This is a genomic window from Chryseobacterium sp. 22532 (genome assembly GCF_052044665.1).
In the GTDB taxonomy this organism is placed as follows: Bacteria; Bacteroidota; Bacteroidia; order Flavobacteriales; family Weeksellaceae; genus Chryseobacterium; species Chryseobacterium lathyri.
On record NZ_JBQENJ010000005.1, the window covers coordinates 341,680 to 356,573 of the forward strand.

The window sequence follows — 14,894 nt, forward strand, 5'->3', positions numbered from 1 at the left end:
ACCTCAGCAAAACGCTGAGGTTGTGTAATTATAAATCTTTCAGTTCGTCCCTCTTTTTATTGTTTTCTATATTTTTAAAGAATTCTTCCTTTGCTTTGTTTTCAGTTTTGATTTTTTTAATTGTTTCGAGATTTTCCGCTATGAAATATAAAGAAGTCTTCTGGTCGCAATTATCATCTTTGCCATCCGAAATAACTCTATTTATTTCTATATTACCATTGGTGTAAGTTCTATAATAGTTTTTTTTAGTAAATGAGATTCGCTCTCTATTAATATAGCAGTAATCATCTCTTTCTGTTTTAGATAGTTCCCCTAATCCATATTTTGTTTCAAAGTCCATTGAAAGGTAGCCTGTTACATCGCTAAAATGGATGAAAGAAAGAATGTTATCGACAAATATCAAATTAGCAAATCCAATGGTGTATTTATTATTAATCTTTAAATTTTTAATATTGTAGGTTGTTACGTTGTCTAAATAATAAGTAGGATAAGAATTATCTGAAACTTCCTTAGTGTTTGGTATTACTTTAACATAAACATTAGGTTTATTTAGATTTGAGTATAAGCAGTTCATACCTACACATTCAATAAGTTTCAAGTTTTGAGATTTAGTAATACTGTCAAACTGTTTAATTGTTAATTTATCAATTTTATAGGGGCCAATACCTTCAGGTAAATCTTGACAAAATAAATTTGAAGCGTAAAAAATAAGAATGTATAATAACTGTTTCATGAATAAATTTTTGATAAAGATATTAATACATGAGAATTTATAATTACGGGTATCCATAAAGGAATTATCTAAGATTTTATGTCGATCATTACGCGTATAGTTTACTAGGGTGAAGTTATTATTAATAATTGGAAAATAGATCATCCCAAGTTCTTAGAGTCTATACGCGCACGCGCGAGGGTTTGCTCAGATTTGCATTAGTATTAAGGCTTTTCTACAGTCACTACACGCGTAATTAGAAATTTTATATCCCACTATCTGTTCGCGTGTAAAGGAAATAATAATACAGTCAAAAGTTTATACGGCCTTTCCTAGAATAAAGCGTAGTCATAATTACTAAATCGGACCAATACGCACACGCGCATGCGCGAGGGAAACAATCCCTAGCAAAATAGAAAAAAGATATTATACGACGACTTTTGTCGCTTTATGGTTTTAATTTTACTTCAGAAATAAATCTATAATATTTATGAAAAAATTATAAATTAGTAGCTGCGAGACAAAATCATATTTGTCAATTTTGAACTGATAATAATGAAACAATTAAAAACAATTGAAAGTGTAAAAAAAATTTTTGAAACCGCTGGAAGCTACCCTGTTTTAGTTTTTTGTGATGATTTTAAATTTTGGGTTTGTAAATATGATAAATTTCCGATTTATCTCTTTAATGAATTATTAGCATCAGAATTTGCTAAGATTTGGAGTATAAAAACACCTGAAACTTCACTTATAACAGTAAAGGAAGAACACATACCAGATGATATGAGGTATAGGTTACAGCCTCAATGGTTTAGAAAAGATTGTTTCGGGTCGTTGTATTTAGATGGGGCTAAAGAAATTGATCAAACTACATATTCGTTATTTAAAGATAAAAAGTTTAGAGATAGAGTCAGTGACAAATTTGATTTTATTAAAATAGCTTTATTCGATATATGGTTATCCAATGAAGATAGACACCATAACAATTTCAATCTATTATTACATACTACAGAAAATAGAACATCATTCTTTTATGCTATAGACCATGTTAACATATTTAACACAAATAGCTTAAAAAATGGATTATATGAAATTAATGAACATGAAACTATTCTTAATTCCGAACTGGCTAGAATTTTGTTTTCAAAGAATACCAGAACCAATCAATATATTGAAGAAGTGATTCGAAATTTCTATCTTTGCATTTCAGAGTGTAAAGATAATTTGAATGAAATTCTAAAAAAAGTTCCTAATTCCTGGAATCTAAACATAATTGATTTGCAAGAGCAATTGGAAAAATCCATATTCCAAGATGCGTGGATTAAGAAATGTGAAATAACATTTAGGCAATTTTTAAAATATTTTATACTCAATTAATATGAAAACAATATATTCAATATTATCAATACCCATAAATGCTGCTTTAGACGATAAGATAAGCATTGGTTTAGTTATGAGTAATGGAGAACAATATTTTTTTCAAAATTCATTTGACAAACTTAATGCACTAAAAGGCATATTGGATAATGAGAAATTTTATTTCATTAAGAGTTATTTAAAAGCATTAGAAAAAGATATAAATAGCGACAGTGAATCTGAGTTATTTTTCAAAGATTTATCTACTGCTGGAGATTGGATTAACGACCAATATTTAATTTATTTGTCAAAATATTCAAACAACATAATTCAATTTTCATATCCAAAAATAATTGACTTAGACTTTTCATTTAATAATTTTATTAAACTTTTTGAAAGCTATATATTTAAATACAATTCTTACGAATCAGATTCAGTCAGACATAAAGAAATTGATGTCTTTTATAAAATTGAAAAATCTCTATATCCTGCGATTGAGGAAAATGTAAATATAGATATTACATTAGATTCATCAAATTTTGAAAATCTTTTCGCTCCTATAGAAGTTAACTTTTTTGGCATTAATAATGTTCCAGTAGCTGGGCAAGCTTTTAATTTTGAAAAGAAATATTATAATCTTGAAAACGATGTCACAAGATATATATCTTTAACAAAAGCTATTGAACTCGAAGGAAAAGAAAATGGAAAATACTTTGTACTAGGTAGAGAGCCACAAAAGAAAAATGAAAAAAACCATTTAATGTGGGAGCATATTAGAGATTCAAATTTTTTAGAATTCATTGATATAGATGAGGTTGGTATTGTAGAGGATTATGTTAAAAGTCATGATGTAAAGCCTTATATAGTTAAATAATCCGTGTAACAACTGTGTAAAAAATTCTTAATTAAAAAATAAATAACAAACTTCTTGATATACGCCTTCAGCCATTGAATCTGGAGCTATTTTACTCCATCCTAAAAAATTATCGTAACTGCCAGTAACTTTACCATTAGAATTGTAATCAATAGAATTCTTTATGTTATATTCCTTTTCGTTGCAATTAATTTCCCAATTAGATAGAGAATATTTGCTCCTTTGTGATATAATTACACCTTTTTTATTTTTAATATTTTTCGGTGCATAAACCGTTTTTACCCAACCCGAATAAATATCTGGTCTATTAGTTTTTGAAAAGTCTTTAACTAAAAATTCAAAATTAGATGAAGATTTTCCTACAGATACCCAATCTTGACTTTGAGAAAACGCAAGAGAAAACGCGCAAATCATAGTTGCTGCAATAATTTTACTTAATATCATGGTTTTTAGTTTTACGTTTCGAATATACAAAAAATACGAATTTGGTTTTAATAATAGACTAAATGATAAAGATTGAAAAAAAGTTAGAGCGATCTAACAATGGAATGCCTTTAAATATGATAGTAAAAATTATACCGAGTTTTTGTGATCTTTATGCGTGTGTATGAAAAGTAGTTTTCTTTGTTGTAGACACAATAATAGACACAAAACAAAAACGCTTCTCTATAACTTATTGAATTTCAATATTGTATAAAGAAGCGATGAGGTACCTAGCGGATTCGAACCGCTGTAGATGGTGTTGCAGACCACTGCCTAGCCGCTCGGCCAAAGTACCATTTTTACCATTTTTGAGGTGTGCAAATATAGCAAAAAAAAATTAATGAACAAAAATTTTTAAATCATTTCTTTCGCTCCAATGCTGTTGATATCGCTTTTCAGCTGTCTTTCAGCTTCATAATCTTTTATGTTCACCACACGTGTGCTGCTCCAATTATCATGAAAGCCATTTTCACCCAAAAATGATAGTTGGTCAACCAATATAATTCCTCTTATAATATTTCTTACAAAATAATTTCCGATAGAAGGTTTTTCCCCATCAATCATAATTACTTTGGTTCCTGTAATCAGTTTTCCCAGGCTTCTTCCGCCGGTTATGGCTTCCATGAAGAAAGAAAATAATATATAAGAAATAATGCCCAGCAATCTTTGTGCAATATCGCTGGTATTGGCAATCCATTCTCTGAAAGCCGGACTGATAGGCATAAGTATCATAAGAATGATAAAAAACACAATATAAAAAGCAACAAGGTCAATTAGATAATTAGCAAACCTTGCTCCTTTGGATGCCCGGTGTCTGTCTACAATTTGTAAATATTTTCTCATGGTTAATTTTTGTTTTTTTTATTAATTTAAATTCCGTTAAGTATTAGTTTTAAAGTGGCATTTGTTTCAATGACTGCAGTGATGCCGGATTGGTTGACCAGGATACTGCCTGGTTTCAGATTGAAAACCCTTCCGTTCATTTTTAAGCCTTTATAATATTCTTTGTTAAATGCCTCTTCTATACTTTTCTTTGAGGCGAGTTCCAGTTCCTGTGTTGGAATTCCGTATTCCTCTTCGATCATCTTTACAATTTTCCCTTTGAAAAGCAGGGTAGCGGTTTTCTGCAGAATATTGGCTGTCCTTAAATTGAATTTTGTATTGGAGAGAACAATTTTCTTTTTCGTTTCGTCATATACAGGGATCCCGGAAATAATGGCTTTTCCATTTACGTAGCCTTCTGTTTCAGCTTCAATGATCACTCTTCCTTCAGCACCATAAACTCGGATATCTTTGATCTTTACCTTTGAGCCTCGGACATCATATTCCTTGTTCATGAACATATTTCTGGCAATATTGGTAGCTTCAGAAAAAGGAACATTAGCTGTGGTCTGCAAGAGGAATTTATCTGCCAGAACAGGAACGACATTAAAGTTCCCGGCTGATTTTACCGTTGGTGATGCAGCAGGTTTGCTTCCTGTAAACGTTTCCGAGTAAATATCCATTCCTATATTCGTAGTGATCTCATTCCCATAGAACTTCAGTGGGGTGATATTCACGCCTACCGGGCTTATTTTCAGCCACGTATTATATTCCTCCGAAATATTAAAAGGCTGCGAGAAAACATTCCATGCCATTACTGCATACTGTTGGAAATTCAGCTGCGTAGCCATCTGCTGATCAATAGTTTTGGCAAATTTCCCCTGCTGTTCCTTCAGACTTTTTTCTACCAGTGAAGTGATAGGAATCTGTATTCTGCCATAATCCAGGACAGGCTTTGTCACCCATCTGAAACCGTTGGGCTGCGTATTGGTAGAAATTGTCCAGTTGTTATTAAAATTAATCGTGGTATTGAAGGACATAACTGTTTCAAAAGTCGTATTCTGATACGAATAAACTCCCAGGGTACCAATCCCTTTTTCGGCCCATATTTTTAAAGGAACTTCTATCAGAAGGTTTTGGCTTGTTCCGCCCACAAGACGGATAGGCCGGGTTTTCCATACTTTGACCTTAAACTGATCGTTATTGTTATCTGTATAAGAATCATCCTGAAATACCAGCTCTTTTACCGAAGCATTAATCATATTGCTGATTTCAGAAAGCGGAATGGTTACCGGCATAGTAATGCTGGATTTTATTTTCGGGAAATTGTAAACAGTGGATTGATTATCAACAGCAGTCTGGCCAAAAACCATGGCGAAACTTAATAAAAATAATAATTTGATGGATTTCAATTCAGTATGTTTTTTGTGTAGATAAAATTAAAAATCATCAGGTTTGAAGCTTCTTTCCAGTTCAATACTTGCGCCTTTCATTTCGCCCTGCATCGGTGGTGAAGTTTTTGTAATCTTCAGTTTAATGTAGGAAATCTGGGGGAAACTTTCATGAATCTTCATAATAATTCTTCCTGCCACATGCTCCAGTAATTTGGATTTAATGGCCATTTCCTGATGAATGATCCCGTTGATGTCAGCATAGCTTATCGTATCATTCAGGTCATCTGTTTCCGCAGCTTTCCAAAGATCCGTGTGCAGTTCTGCATTTAAAATATAATAGGTCCCGATGATATTTTCTTCGGGAAGCACGCCGTGGTAGGCATATATTTTTACATCTTCAAGAAAGATCTTGCTCATTGTCCTGATTTTTATTCAGCAAAAATCGTTTTAATTCTTCAAAATCTGCATTTATTTCTACAGTTTTTTTCTCCTTTTTCATGAGATCATTCAGTGCTTCGGGGGTATCAATGGTGATATGGGCTGCTTTTTCTACTGCTTCAGGGAATTTTACAGGATGTGCAGTTCCCAATATAAGTCCCTTTTTGCCGGGATTTTCATTCAGGTACTGTTCCATAGCAGCAAATGCAACCGCACTGTGAGGATCGAGGATGTATCCATATTTTTCATATACCTCTTTAATGGTATGAAGTGTGGATTCATCATCTACTGAATATCCCGAAATTACATTCTTCAGATGATCAAACTGATGTCCGAAAAGTTCCAGAATTCTGGTGAAATTACTTGGATCTCCAACATCCATGGCGTTGGATAAGGTGGCTACAGCTTTTTTAGGATGATACTGATGACTTTTCAGATAATCAGGAACTACATCATTTTTGTTGCATGCAGCAATAAAATGCTCTGCAGGAAGCCCTCGGAAGTAGGCAAGAAGTCCAGCACAGATATTTCCGAAATTTCCACTCGGAACGCCAATGACCGGATCCTGATTTTCGTGCTGTTTCCATTGTTTTAAAGCTAATAAATAATAAATCTGCTGAGGAAGCCATCTTGCAACATTAATAGAATTAGCTGAGGTTAAAAACAATTCTGAGTTAATACTTTCATCTGAAAAAGCTTGCTTGACAAGATTCTGACAGTCATCAAAATTTCCGTTAACCTCCAGTGCCAAAATATTTCTTCCCAGTGCTGTAAGCTGTTTTTCCTGAACAGCACTCACCCTGTTTTTGGGGTAAAGAATAACCACATTGATCCCCGGGACATTATAAAATCCATGAGCAACAGCTCCGCCCGTATCACCGGAAGTCGCCACAAGAACTGTTACTTTTTTATCCTGATCTTTTAGAAAATACGACAGGCAACGGCTCATAAACCTTGCTCCCACATCTTTAAATGCTAACGTTGGTCCATGGAAAAGCTCCAGAATAGATATGCGCTCACTGATCTTTTTTAAAGGAATCTCAAAGCTGATGGTTTCTGTAGTAATTTTCTTTAATATTTCCGAGGGAATTTCGTCCCCGATAAAATCTTTCATGCATCTGAACGCAATTTCTTCATTGGAATACAGATGCAAATTTTGAATAAATTCTTCATTAAACTGAGGAATTTTTTCAGGAAAAAACAATCCTTTTTGATTACCCTGGCTTTTTATAGCAGCTGTTTTGAAATTAACGGTTTCCTGCTTATCTTTTAAATTATAATAATTCATTGTCTTTAATTTATTGGTTATCATTATGATCTTCTTCAACAATCTCAATTCCTGAAGGGTTTATTTTTGAGACATACACAAAACTCTCAATTTTAATTTCATCGTAAATAGATTTCATCAGCTGGGCAATCTTTTCTGCCGTTTCTTTTTTCTCTGCCAGCATAAAAATTGAAGGCCCTGAACCCGAAATTCCGCCTCCAAGTGCGCCGGCCTCCAAACTTCTTGTTTTAATCTCATCAAATTTCGGAATTAGGATGCTCCTGACAGGTTCTATAATCACATCATTCAGACTTCGTCCGATGAGCGGAATATCGTTTTTGAGGATTCCTGTCACGAGTCCTGCTATATTCCCCCACTGTTCTACAGCATCTTTCAGAAGAATATTTTTCTTTAAAATCTGCCGTGCATCAGAAGTTTTTACTTCAACCTGCGGATGTACTGCTGCCACAAACAGATTGGGGGTACTCAACGGAATAATATCAATAGGAGAGGAGGATTTCACCAATGTGATACCTCCATAAATGCACGGAGCAATATTGTCTGCATGGCGTACTCCGGAAGCAAGCTCTTCACCGAACATAGCGAAATGAACCATTTCTTCACGGGATAAAATATTTCCTAATAAGGCATTGGCCCCAAAAGCGGCTCCGGCGGCACTTGCCGCACTGGAGCCGAGCCCGCTGCCCGGCTTTATATGTTTACGGATTGTGACTTCAAAACCTTTTGTGAGCTTCAGATGCTCCATGATGTTTTGGAGAACAACGCCCGCTACATTCTTTGACGGATCTTCCGGAAGTCCGAAATGATCCTTATGCCTGATAATGATCTCAGGACTGTCCAGTAATTTCAGTTCCATTTCGTCATAAGGCTCATGAATAGCCATTCCCAGGATATCAAATCCGCAAACGAGATTGGCAATGGTAGCCGGAACTTTTATTTTTATCTTTTTCATATTATTTATTTTAAACTGATCGGATAATATCTGCAAAAACACCGCTGGCAGTTACTTCAGCCCCTGCGCCGGCGCCTTTTACAACAAGAGGCTGCTCGGAGTATCTTAAAGTTTTGAAAATGACAATATTGTCTTTGCCATACAGATGGTACAGATCACTGTCCGGAGCAACATGCTGAAGGCCAACCTTAGCTTTGCCATCTTTAAATTCAGCGGTATATTTCAATATTTTGCCATTTTTCTGAGCCTCATTGACTAAATTTTTAAAATGACTTTCATATTCAGTAAGCTTCTCATAGAAGTTTTCTACACTTCCATGAAGGCATTCTTCAGGCAGGAAGTTTTCATTTTCTATATCTTCAAACTGGAGGGGGTATCCGGCTTCTCTGGCAAGAATTAAGATTTTTCGGGCTACATCAGTTCCAGTCAGATCCAGCCGTGGGTCCGGTTCAGTAAAACCTTCTTTCTGTGCCTGGGCAACAACTTCTGAAAAGGTTCTGCTTCCGTCATAATTGTTAAAAACGAAATTCAGGGTTCCACTTAATACAGCCTGGATTGACGTGATTTTATCGCCGCTTTTCATAAGATCATTAATGGTTCCGATAACCGGAAGTCCGGCTCCTACATTGGTTTCAAAGTAGAATTTGCAGTTGTGATTCCGGGCAGTACTTTTTAAGTTTTTATACACTTCAAAATCTGAAGAGGCTGCAATTTTATTACAGGCCACAATATTGATGCTTCTTTTTAATAAATTGTCATAGATTTCCGGTACTGAGGAGCTGGCTGTTACATCAACAAATACTGAATTCCTAAGGTTTCGGGAAATGATCTCCTCTGCAAAGCCATGGATAGATGCTTCGGCACCTTTTTCACTCCAATTGTTATATTCGCTTTCGGAAATTCCCTGATCAGAAAAAAACATTTTCCGGCTGTTGGAAATGCCTGCAATTCTTAGATTAATCAAATTGTTTTCCCTAAGATATTCATTTTGTTCAAAGATCTGCTCTACCAGTTTTGATCCTACATTTCCGACTCCACACAGATAAAGGTGTACCTGCTTAATTTCAGATTCAAAAAATTCTTCATGAAGAACGTTAACTGCTTTTTTAATATCCTTTTCTGAAATAACGATACTGATATTCCTTTCTGAGGATCCCTGTGCAATAGCTCTGATATTAATCCCGTTGTTCCCCAGGCATCCGAACATTTTAGCGCTGATTCCACTTCTGTTTTTCATGTTTTCTCCTACCAGAGCCACAATTGAAAGTCCGGTTTCTATTTTTACAGGAGTCACTCTCTGAAGTTTTATGTCATCTTCAAAAGAGGAGTTCACAACATTTTCTGCATGAAACACATCTTTTTCATTGACAGCAATGGTAATAGAATGTTCCGAAGAACCCTGGGTAATAAGAATAACATTAATCTTTTCAAGGCTGAGACATTGGAAAAGTTTTGCTGAAGTTCCGGGAATTCCTACCATTCCACTGCCTTCCAGCGTAAGAAGGGCAATATGGCTCATATTGGAAACTCCTGCAGCGATCTGTTGCTTTTCAACAGCCGGTTTGCTTAATTTATGGGAAACTAGTGTTCCACGTGCCTCCGGATCAAAAGTATTTTTAATCTTAAGATCAATATTTTTTGCCATAACAGGTTGTATGGATGGCGGATATAGAACCTTGGCCCCAAAATGGGAAAGTTCCATGGCTTCATGATAAGAAATCTCAGGAATGGGTTTAGCATTGGAAGCCAATCTTGGGTCTGCAGTCATCATCCCGTTTACATCGCTCCAGATCTGAAGTTCTTCAGCAGAAACTGCCGCCGCAATAATGGCTGCTGTATAATCGGAGCCACCTCTGCCTAACGTGGTGGCATTTCCGCTCTGATCTCTAGCTATAAAGCCGGGTGCAACGATAATCTGATTTTTATGCTCAGCTGCAAAATTCTTTACATTTTCTTCAGTGATCTCAAAATCTACCTTCGCATTGGTAAAGCTGCCGTCTGTTCTGATCTGGTCAGCCGAATTCATCCATATACAGTCCAATCCCTCATACTGAAGCCTGGCTGCAATAAGGTTTGAGGACAGAAATTCGCCATATGAAGTAATCCTGTCCCGGATTTTATCTGTAAACTCACCTAATACAAATATTCCGCTGTAGATATCTTCCATATCATTAAAATGCTTTTTAACAAAGCTTAGCCATGAGCTCTGGGATAAAACAGGAACCAGTTCTTTAACAAGTTCCAAATGCCTTTCTTCCAGATTTTTAATGATGGGAATATATTTTTCATTTTTAAGAGAAGCGTATTCAGCTGCTTTTATCAGGGTATCAGTAACACTGTGAAGGGCTGAAACTACAACAATTACTCTGCTCTGTAAAGATTCTTTTTTAATAATATTTTCTGCCAGGAGAATATTTCCGGCATTGGCGACAGATGTACCGCCGAATTTTAAGACTTTCATCCAATTAATATTTAAGGTTAGGTAAAACGAAATGTTTACTCTTTAAAAAAAGAGTACGGGTGCAGGAAATAATATGTGAAAATTTACCCCGCTAAGGGGTAGTTGTTGTAGTTGTGAATGTAGAAACAGAAGATAGCCCCGAAACAGGTGATTCCGGTACAAAAATATCTGATATGTTTCTTAGAATGTTCATTCTTTACCAAACAAATGTACAAATTATTCGGAGATATCAAAATTATTTTGTTGGAAATGTTGATTACAGAAATCTTTCAAATTGTATCACTTATTCAATATTCAGCTACACCTGCTAATTCTGGTTTGGCTTTGATGTTTTTGAGGTTCATCTTTGTTAAGCATATCAACAGTTTGTGAATCTATAGTGTAACTGTAATTTAAAATTCAAAATATTATGAAAAAACTATCAAGAGCAAAATTGAAAACAATTAATGGGGGTGCATGTCCGGGAGGCTGTCCTTATCCTGCAGGAACTACTTTTGGGCCCCCGGGATCCGGAGCAACGCGCAGCTGTCAGCAGTATGCTGCTTTAACGGATTGCTGTAAAGGACAATATCTTGTGATGATGAGCTGTATAGGTCCGGTGGTCAATTAAAGCTTTATTCTTCATGTTGTGATGTTTTTTCACAAATGATGTTTAAAGTATTGTATTTATGAAACAAAATTAAAATTAATATGAAAAATTTAAAAAAACTTTCAAGAGAAGGAAAGAGTAAAATCAGCGGTGGATTTACTGACTTTCAAATTGAAACATGTGGCGGGGCTGCATATGTATGTTTTCGCGGTGGTGGCGCATGGGGCTGCTGGAGAACTCCGGGAGGTACGTGCTATGCTCCGATGGTGTAATTAATTTAGAGTCTCTTTTTATTAGTACATTTTCATAGATGAGGTTTAAAATGCTATATTTAGAAACCAAAACAAATCAATATGAAAAATCTTAAAAAGTTAGGCAGAGAGAATCTGAAATCGATTAACGGAGGAAATACCTGTTTTGAGTACTGCCCTCCGGGACCTTATGGAGTAGGTCCGGATTATCCAAAATCATGTGAAGATTTTAATGCTTTGCCTGAATGTTGCAAATTAAGGGTGAAAGTAGATTATTTCTGCTTCGGCCCCATTTAAAAAGTAAAGCACTGTTATAAAACAGTGCTTTTTAATTTACTAAAGTTGATTAACTCATCAACTTTTTAAGAAGTGGCTAAACATTTTGGAGGACTACCACATACTCCCGGAATACATACTTCATCGGGTTTACAATAAGTGGCACATTCTGTTGATGTTCCGCCATTGATGCTTTTTAGACATTCGTTGTCTAATTTTTTTAAATTTTTCATATGTAAAGATTTTGGTTTGAATCTTAAATATATAAAAAAATAAGCACTGTGAAACAGTGCTTTATTATTATTTTATACTTTTTGAAAGATCCAGCATGGCCTCGATTGGCTTGAGAGCCTTTAAACGAAGCTCTTCGTCAATAAGGATTTCCGGGAGCTCATATTTCATACACAGATACAATTTTTCCATAGTATTACGTTTCATATAGAAACATTCCGAACAGTTGCAGCTTTCATCAAAAACCAGCGCTGGAATCAGTTCCTTATGCGGGGCACGTTTTTTCATTTCGTGAAGAATTCCTTCCTCAGTGGCGATAATGAATTTCTGGCAATCGTCTTGCTCTACAAAATTCAGCAGAGCAGAAGTAGAACCTATAAAGTGAGCCAATTTTAAAACGGCTTCCTCGCTTTCAGGATGTGCAATTAACTTCGCATCAGGATTGTCTGCCATCTGCTGGGCAATTCTTTCCATAGAAAATGCTTCGTGTACGATGCAGCTTCCGTCCCAAAGAATCATATCACGACCGGTTTTTTTAGATAAATATCTTCCTAAATTTTTATCCGGAGCAAAAATGATCGGTCTGTCTTTTGGAAGGGCTTCAATCACAGTTTCCGCATTTGAGCTGGTTACGATGATATCACTTTCTGCTTTAGTTTCTGCGTTGCAGTTAATATACGTAGCGATCAGGGCATTAGGATGCTGTTCGCGCATTTTTCTCAATCCTTCTCCAGAACATCCGTCTGCCAGAGAACATCCGGCCATGGTGTCAGGAAGAACTACTTTTTTAGTCGGGTTCAGAATTTTAGCGGCTTCAGCCATGAAATGTACTCCACAGAATACGATCATATCTGCATTGGTGTCTTTGGCCTGTCTTGCCAGCTGCAGAGAATCTCCCAGGAAATCAGCAATATCCTGAATTTCTCCCGGCTGGTAATAATGGGCAAGGATCACCGCATTTTTTTCTTCCTTAAGTTTCAGAATAGCTTTCACCAGTTCCTCTCCTTGAGGGATTGCTATGTCTTTTATATCCAGAAATCCTCTTACAGGAATCGCAGATTTAGCTTTTTCTAATGTTTCGGTACTCATATCCACCTTAATGTTTTTTGATTCTGGAAGTTAGAAGCTAGAAATTAGAAGTTAGAATGTTGTAGTTTGAATTGTAATTACTCTTTCAAACTTCCATGATTCGACTTCCATCATCCATCTCTTAATTCCCAATAAAATTTTTTATTAAACTTTCTATTTCTTTTTTTGCTACATCAAGATCGGTATTAATAACGATCCTGTCAAACTCTTTCGCAAAGGTCATTTCTTCTTCTGCCTTTGCTACACGTGTTTTGATGGTTTCTGCATCGTCCGTATTTCTGGAGATCAATCTTCGTTCCAATTCTTCTATGGAAGGCGGTTCAATGAAAATGGACAGGGCTTGCTCTCCAAAATATTTTTTTAAGGAAATTCCCCCTTTTACATCTACATCAAAAATAACTACTTTTCCCTGATTCCAGATTTTTTCCACTTCAGATTTTAAAGTACCGTAATATTTGTCAGTATATACTTCTTCATATTCTACAAAAGCATCTTCCGCTATTTTCTGTCTGAATTCATCAGGACTCAAAAAATGATAATCCACTGCATGGATCTCACTTCCCCTCGGCTGTCTTGTGGTACATGAGATGGAGAACGCCAGTTCAGGAAACGTTTCCAGAGAATGCTTTACTAATGTAGTTTTTCCGCTCCCCGATGGTGCTGAAAATATGATTACTTTATTCATTTAGATTAGAGATTTTTAGATTAGAGATATGAGAATAAACTCTTTGATCTCTTGTCTATAGGTCTATGGTCTACAATACGTTTAACGTCTGTTCTTTTATTTTTTCCAGATCATCTTTCATCATGACCACTAGCTTCTGGATCTCTGCATGATTGGCCTTTGAACCTAAAGTATTGATCTCTCTTCCGATTTCCTGGGAAATAAAGCCCAGTTTTTTTCCGTTGAAATCTTCGTTATCCATTACTTCTTTGTAGTATTTCAAATGCTGGGTCAGCCTTACTTTCTCTTCTGCAATATCAAGTTTCTCCGTGAAGTAAGCCATTTCCTGGTAGAAACGTGTTTCGTCTACATTCTCGAATTCTTTTAAAGATTTCTGATAACGCTCTTTTACAGCAATGATTCTTTCTTCTTCATAAGGAACTACTTCAGAAAGATATTTATCAATATTCTGGATGTTTCTTTCGAGCTCTTCATGTAAAATAGATCCTTCTGTCTTTCTGAATTCCATAAAGCGGTCTACAGCTGCATGAACGATCTTTGCCAAAGCCTCCCATTCACCGTCTGTAAGTTCATCAGGCCTTGAAGTAATGGCATCAGGAAGTCTTACTGCCATTTTCAGATATTCAAAGTCTGGACCGTCAGAAGCGATGGTACGAAGCTCATTCATATAAGAGTCAATTAAACTCCTGTTGATCTTTACGTCATTCGTCTCTTCAAGGTTCTCCAAATTAATGTAGCAATCTACCTTTCCACGGATAATTCTGTCATTAAGGATTTTTCTGATCTCAAATTCTTTCTCTTTATAACGTAAAGGGACTTTAATATTCAAATCAAAGCTTTTGCTGTTCAGAGATTTAATATCTATTGAAATCTTTTTTCCTTCAAAAACACCTTCGGCTCTGCCGAATCCGGTCATTGATAAAATCATAGTTTTTTATTGTTGTACAAAGATAAACATTTAAATTAGCACTGTGAAATCGCAGTGATTTGGAA

General features: G+C 35.6%; 17 protein-coding genes and 1 tRNA gene. 5 read left to right on the forward strand and 13 right to left on the reverse strand.

Annotated elements, in window-relative coordinates:
* Positions 1–28: 28 nt before the first annotated feature.
* The gene (locus tag ACTJIV_RS15660; RefSeq protein ID WP_116012731.1) at positions 29–733 is read right to left on the reverse strand and encodes a hypothetical protein; all 705 of its coding nucleotides are present in this window, start codon (positions 731–733) and stop codon (positions 29–31) included.
* Between the two features lie 534 nt (positions 734–1,267).
* On the opposite strand from ACTJIV_RS15660, the gene ACTJIV_RS15665 reads away from it, so the two are divergent.
* The gene (locus ACTJIV_RS15665) at positions 1,268–2,089 is read left to right on the forward strand and encodes a HipA family kinase (protein WP_440628546.1); all 822 of its coding nucleotides are present in this window, start codon (positions 1,268–1,270) and stop codon (positions 2,087–2,089) included.
* A gap of 1 nt (position 2,090) precedes the next feature.
* On the forward strand, positions 2,091–2,942 hold the full coding sequence (locus ACTJIV_RS15670; protein WP_440628548.1) for a hypothetical protein: 852 nt from the start codon (positions 2,091–2,093) through the stop codon (positions 2,940–2,942).
* Positions 2,943–2,969: 27 nt separating this feature from the next.
* Here ACTJIV_RS15670 and ACTJIV_RS15675 read toward each other — a convergent pair whose 3' ends face one another.
* The 8 genes from ACTJIV_RS15675 to thrA form a co-directional block, all read right to left on the reverse strand.
* Positions 2,970–3,386: a surface-adhesin E family protein gene (locus ACTJIV_RS15675; protein WP_440628550.1), complete on the reverse strand. Its 417-nt coding sequence runs from the start codon at positions 3,384–3,386 to the stop codon at positions 2,970–2,972.
* Between the two features lie 263 nt (positions 3,387–3,649).
* Positions 3,650–3,720 (reverse strand) — tRNA-Cys (locus ACTJIV_RS15680).
* A gap of 59 nt (positions 3,721–3,779) precedes the next feature.
* Complete coding sequence (locus ACTJIV_RS15685) at positions 3,780–4,268, reverse strand: RDD family protein (protein ID WP_111960463.1); 489 nt, start codon at positions 4,266–4,268, stop codon at positions 3,780–3,782.
* A gap of 26 nt (positions 4,269–4,294) precedes the next feature.
* Positions 4,295–5,659 (reverse strand): DUF4403 family protein, encoded by a 1,365-nt coding sequence (locus tag ACTJIV_RS15690; protein ID WP_440628552.1) that lies wholly within the window; start codon positions 5,657–5,659, stop codon positions 4,295–4,297.
* A gap of 27 nt (positions 5,660–5,686) precedes the next feature.
* Entirely contained in the window at positions 5,687–6,058 is a 372-nt protein-coding gene (gene folB, locus ACTJIV_RS15695; protein ID WP_440628554.1) for a dihydroneopterin aldolase, read from the reverse strand.
* Positions 6,039–7,367, reverse strand: coding sequence for a threonine synthase (gene thrC / locus ACTJIV_RS15700; protein ID WP_440628556.1), 1,329 nt, complete (start codon positions 7,365–7,367; stop codon positions 6,039–6,041). The genes folB and thrC overlap by 20 nt, the downstream gene beginning before the upstream one ends.
* Before the next feature lie 10 nt (positions 7,368–7,377).
* Positions 7,378–8,319 (reverse strand): homoserine kinase, encoded by a 942-nt coding sequence (locus tag ACTJIV_RS15705; RefSeq protein WP_336378955.1) that lies wholly within the window; start codon positions 8,317–8,319, stop codon positions 7,378–7,380.
* Positions 8,320–8,329: 10 nt separating this feature from the next.
* Positions 8,330–10,780: a bifunctional aspartate kinase/homoserine dehydrogenase I gene (gene thrA / locus ACTJIV_RS15710; RefSeq protein ID WP_440628558.1), complete on the reverse strand. Its 2,451-nt coding sequence runs from the start codon at positions 10,778–10,780 to the stop codon at positions 8,330–8,332.
* Between the two features lie 409 nt (positions 10,781–11,189).
* On the opposite strand from thrA, the gene ACTJIV_RS15715 reads away from it, so the two are divergent.
* From ACTJIV_RS15715 to ACTJIV_RS15725, 3 genes are all read left to right on the forward strand, one after another.
* Positions 11,190–11,390: a hypothetical protein gene (locus ACTJIV_RS15715; protein ID WP_440628560.1), complete on the forward strand. Its 201-nt coding sequence runs from the start codon at positions 11,190–11,192 to the stop codon at positions 11,388–11,390.
* A gap of 80 nt (positions 11,391–11,470) precedes the next feature.
* Positions 11,471–11,641 (forward strand): hypothetical protein, encoded by a 171-nt coding sequence (locus ACTJIV_RS15720; protein ID WP_223560179.1) that lies wholly within the window; start codon positions 11,471–11,473, stop codon positions 11,639–11,641.
* 81 nt (positions 11,642–11,722) lie between these two features.
* The gene (locus ACTJIV_RS15725) at positions 11,723–11,917 is read left to right on the forward strand and encodes a bacteriocin-like protein (protein ID WP_111960475.1); all 195 of its coding nucleotides are present in this window, start codon (positions 11,723–11,725) and stop codon (positions 11,915–11,917) included.
* Positions 11,918–11,982: 65 nt separating this feature from the next.
* Here the strand turns inward: ACTJIV_RS15725 and ACTJIV_RS15730 are convergent, their stop codons facing one another.
* The 4 genes from ACTJIV_RS15730 to ACTJIV_RS15745 all read right to left on the reverse strand — a co-directional run bounded on the left by ACTJIV_RS15730 (position 11,983) and on the right by ACTJIV_RS15745 (position 14,829).
* Positions 11,983–12,129 carry a bacteriocin-like protein gene (locus ACTJIV_RS15730; protein WP_440628562.1) on the reverse strand — a complete coding sequence of 49 codons (147 nt, stop codon included), beginning with the start codon at positions 12,127–12,129 and terminating at the stop codon, positions 11,983–11,985.
* 67 nt (positions 12,130–12,196) lie between these two features.
* A complete protein-coding gene (gene nadA / locus ACTJIV_RS15735) occupies positions 12,197–13,216 on the reverse strand; it encodes a quinolinate synthase NadA (RefSeq protein WP_111960477.1) in 1,020 nt (339 codons plus the stop codon).
* 121 nt (positions 13,217–13,337) lie between these two features.
* Positions 13,338–13,901: a guanylate kinase gene (gene gmk / locus ACTJIV_RS15740; RefSeq protein ID WP_111960479.1), complete on the reverse strand. Its 564-nt coding sequence runs from the start codon at positions 13,899–13,901 to the stop codon at positions 13,338–13,340.
* A 70-nt stretch (positions 13,902–13,971) separates the two neighbouring features.
* Entirely contained in the window at positions 13,972–14,829 is an 858-nt protein-coding gene (locus ACTJIV_RS15745; protein ID WP_111960481.1) for a YicC family protein, read from the reverse strand.
* Positions 14,830–14,894: the final 65 nt, after the last annotated feature.

Excerpts from the sequence above, each read along its gene's own strand:
- ACTJIV_RS15660 (WP_116012731.1), bottom strand. The coding sequence starts at position 733 with ATGAAACAGTTATTATACATTCTTATTTTTTACGCTTCAAATTTATTT.
- ACTJIV_RS15665 (WP_440628546.1), top strand. The coding sequence starts at position 1,268 with ATGAAACAATTAAAAACAATTGAAAGTGTAAAAAAAATTTTTGAAACC.
- ACTJIV_RS15670 (WP_440628548.1), top strand. The coding sequence starts at position 2,091 with ATGAAAACAATATATTCAATATTATCAATACCCATAAATGCTGCTTTA.
- ACTJIV_RS15675 (WP_440628550.1), bottom strand. The coding sequence starts at position 3,386 with ATGATATTAAGTAAAATTATTGCAGCAACTATGATTTGCGCGTTTTCT.
- ACTJIV_RS15685 (WP_111960463.1), bottom strand. The coding sequence starts at position 4,268 with ATGAGAAAATATTTACAAATTGTAGACAGACACCGGGCATCCAAAGGA.
- folB (WP_440628554.1), bottom strand. The coding sequence starts at position 6,058 with ATGAGCAAGATCTTTCTTGAAGATGTAAAAATATATGCCTACCACGGC.
- thrC (WP_440628556.1), bottom strand. The coding sequence starts at position 7,367 with ATGAATTATTATAATTTAAAAGATAAGCAGGAAACCGTTAATTTCAAA.
- ACTJIV_RS15705 (WP_336378955.1), bottom strand. The coding sequence starts at position 8,319 with ATGAAAAAGATAAAAATAAAAGTTCCGGCTACCATTGCCAATCTCGTT.
- thrA (WP_440628558.1), bottom strand. The coding sequence starts at position 10,780 with ATGAAAGTCTTAAAATTCGGCGGTACATCTGTCGCCAATGCCGGAAAT.
- ACTJIV_RS15715 (WP_440628560.1), top strand. The coding sequence starts at position 11,190 with ATGAAAAAACTATCAAGAGCAAAATTGAAAACAATTAATGGGGGTGCA.
- ACTJIV_RS15720 (WP_223560179.1), top strand. The coding sequence starts at position 11,471 with ATGAAAAATTTAAAAAAACTTTCAAGAGAAGGAAAGAGTAAAATCAGC.
- ACTJIV_RS15725 (WP_111960475.1), top strand. The coding sequence starts at position 11,723 with ATGAAAAATCTTAAAAAGTTAGGCAGAGAGAATCTGAAATCGATTAAC.
- ACTJIV_RS15730 (WP_440628562.1), bottom strand. The coding sequence starts at position 12,129 with ATGAAAAATTTAAAAAAATTAGACAACGAATGTCTAAAAAGCATCAAT.
- nadA (WP_111960477.1), bottom strand. The coding sequence starts at position 13,216 with ATGAGTACCGAAACATTAGAAAAAGCTAAATCTGCGATTCCTGTAAGA.
- gmk (WP_111960479.1), bottom strand. The coding sequence starts at position 13,901 with ATGAATAAAGTAATCATATTTTCAGCACCATCGGGGAGCGGAAAAACT.
- ACTJIV_RS15745 (WP_111960481.1), bottom strand. The coding sequence starts at position 14,829 with ATGATTTTATCAATGACCGGATTCGGCAGAGCCGAAGGTGTTTTTGAA.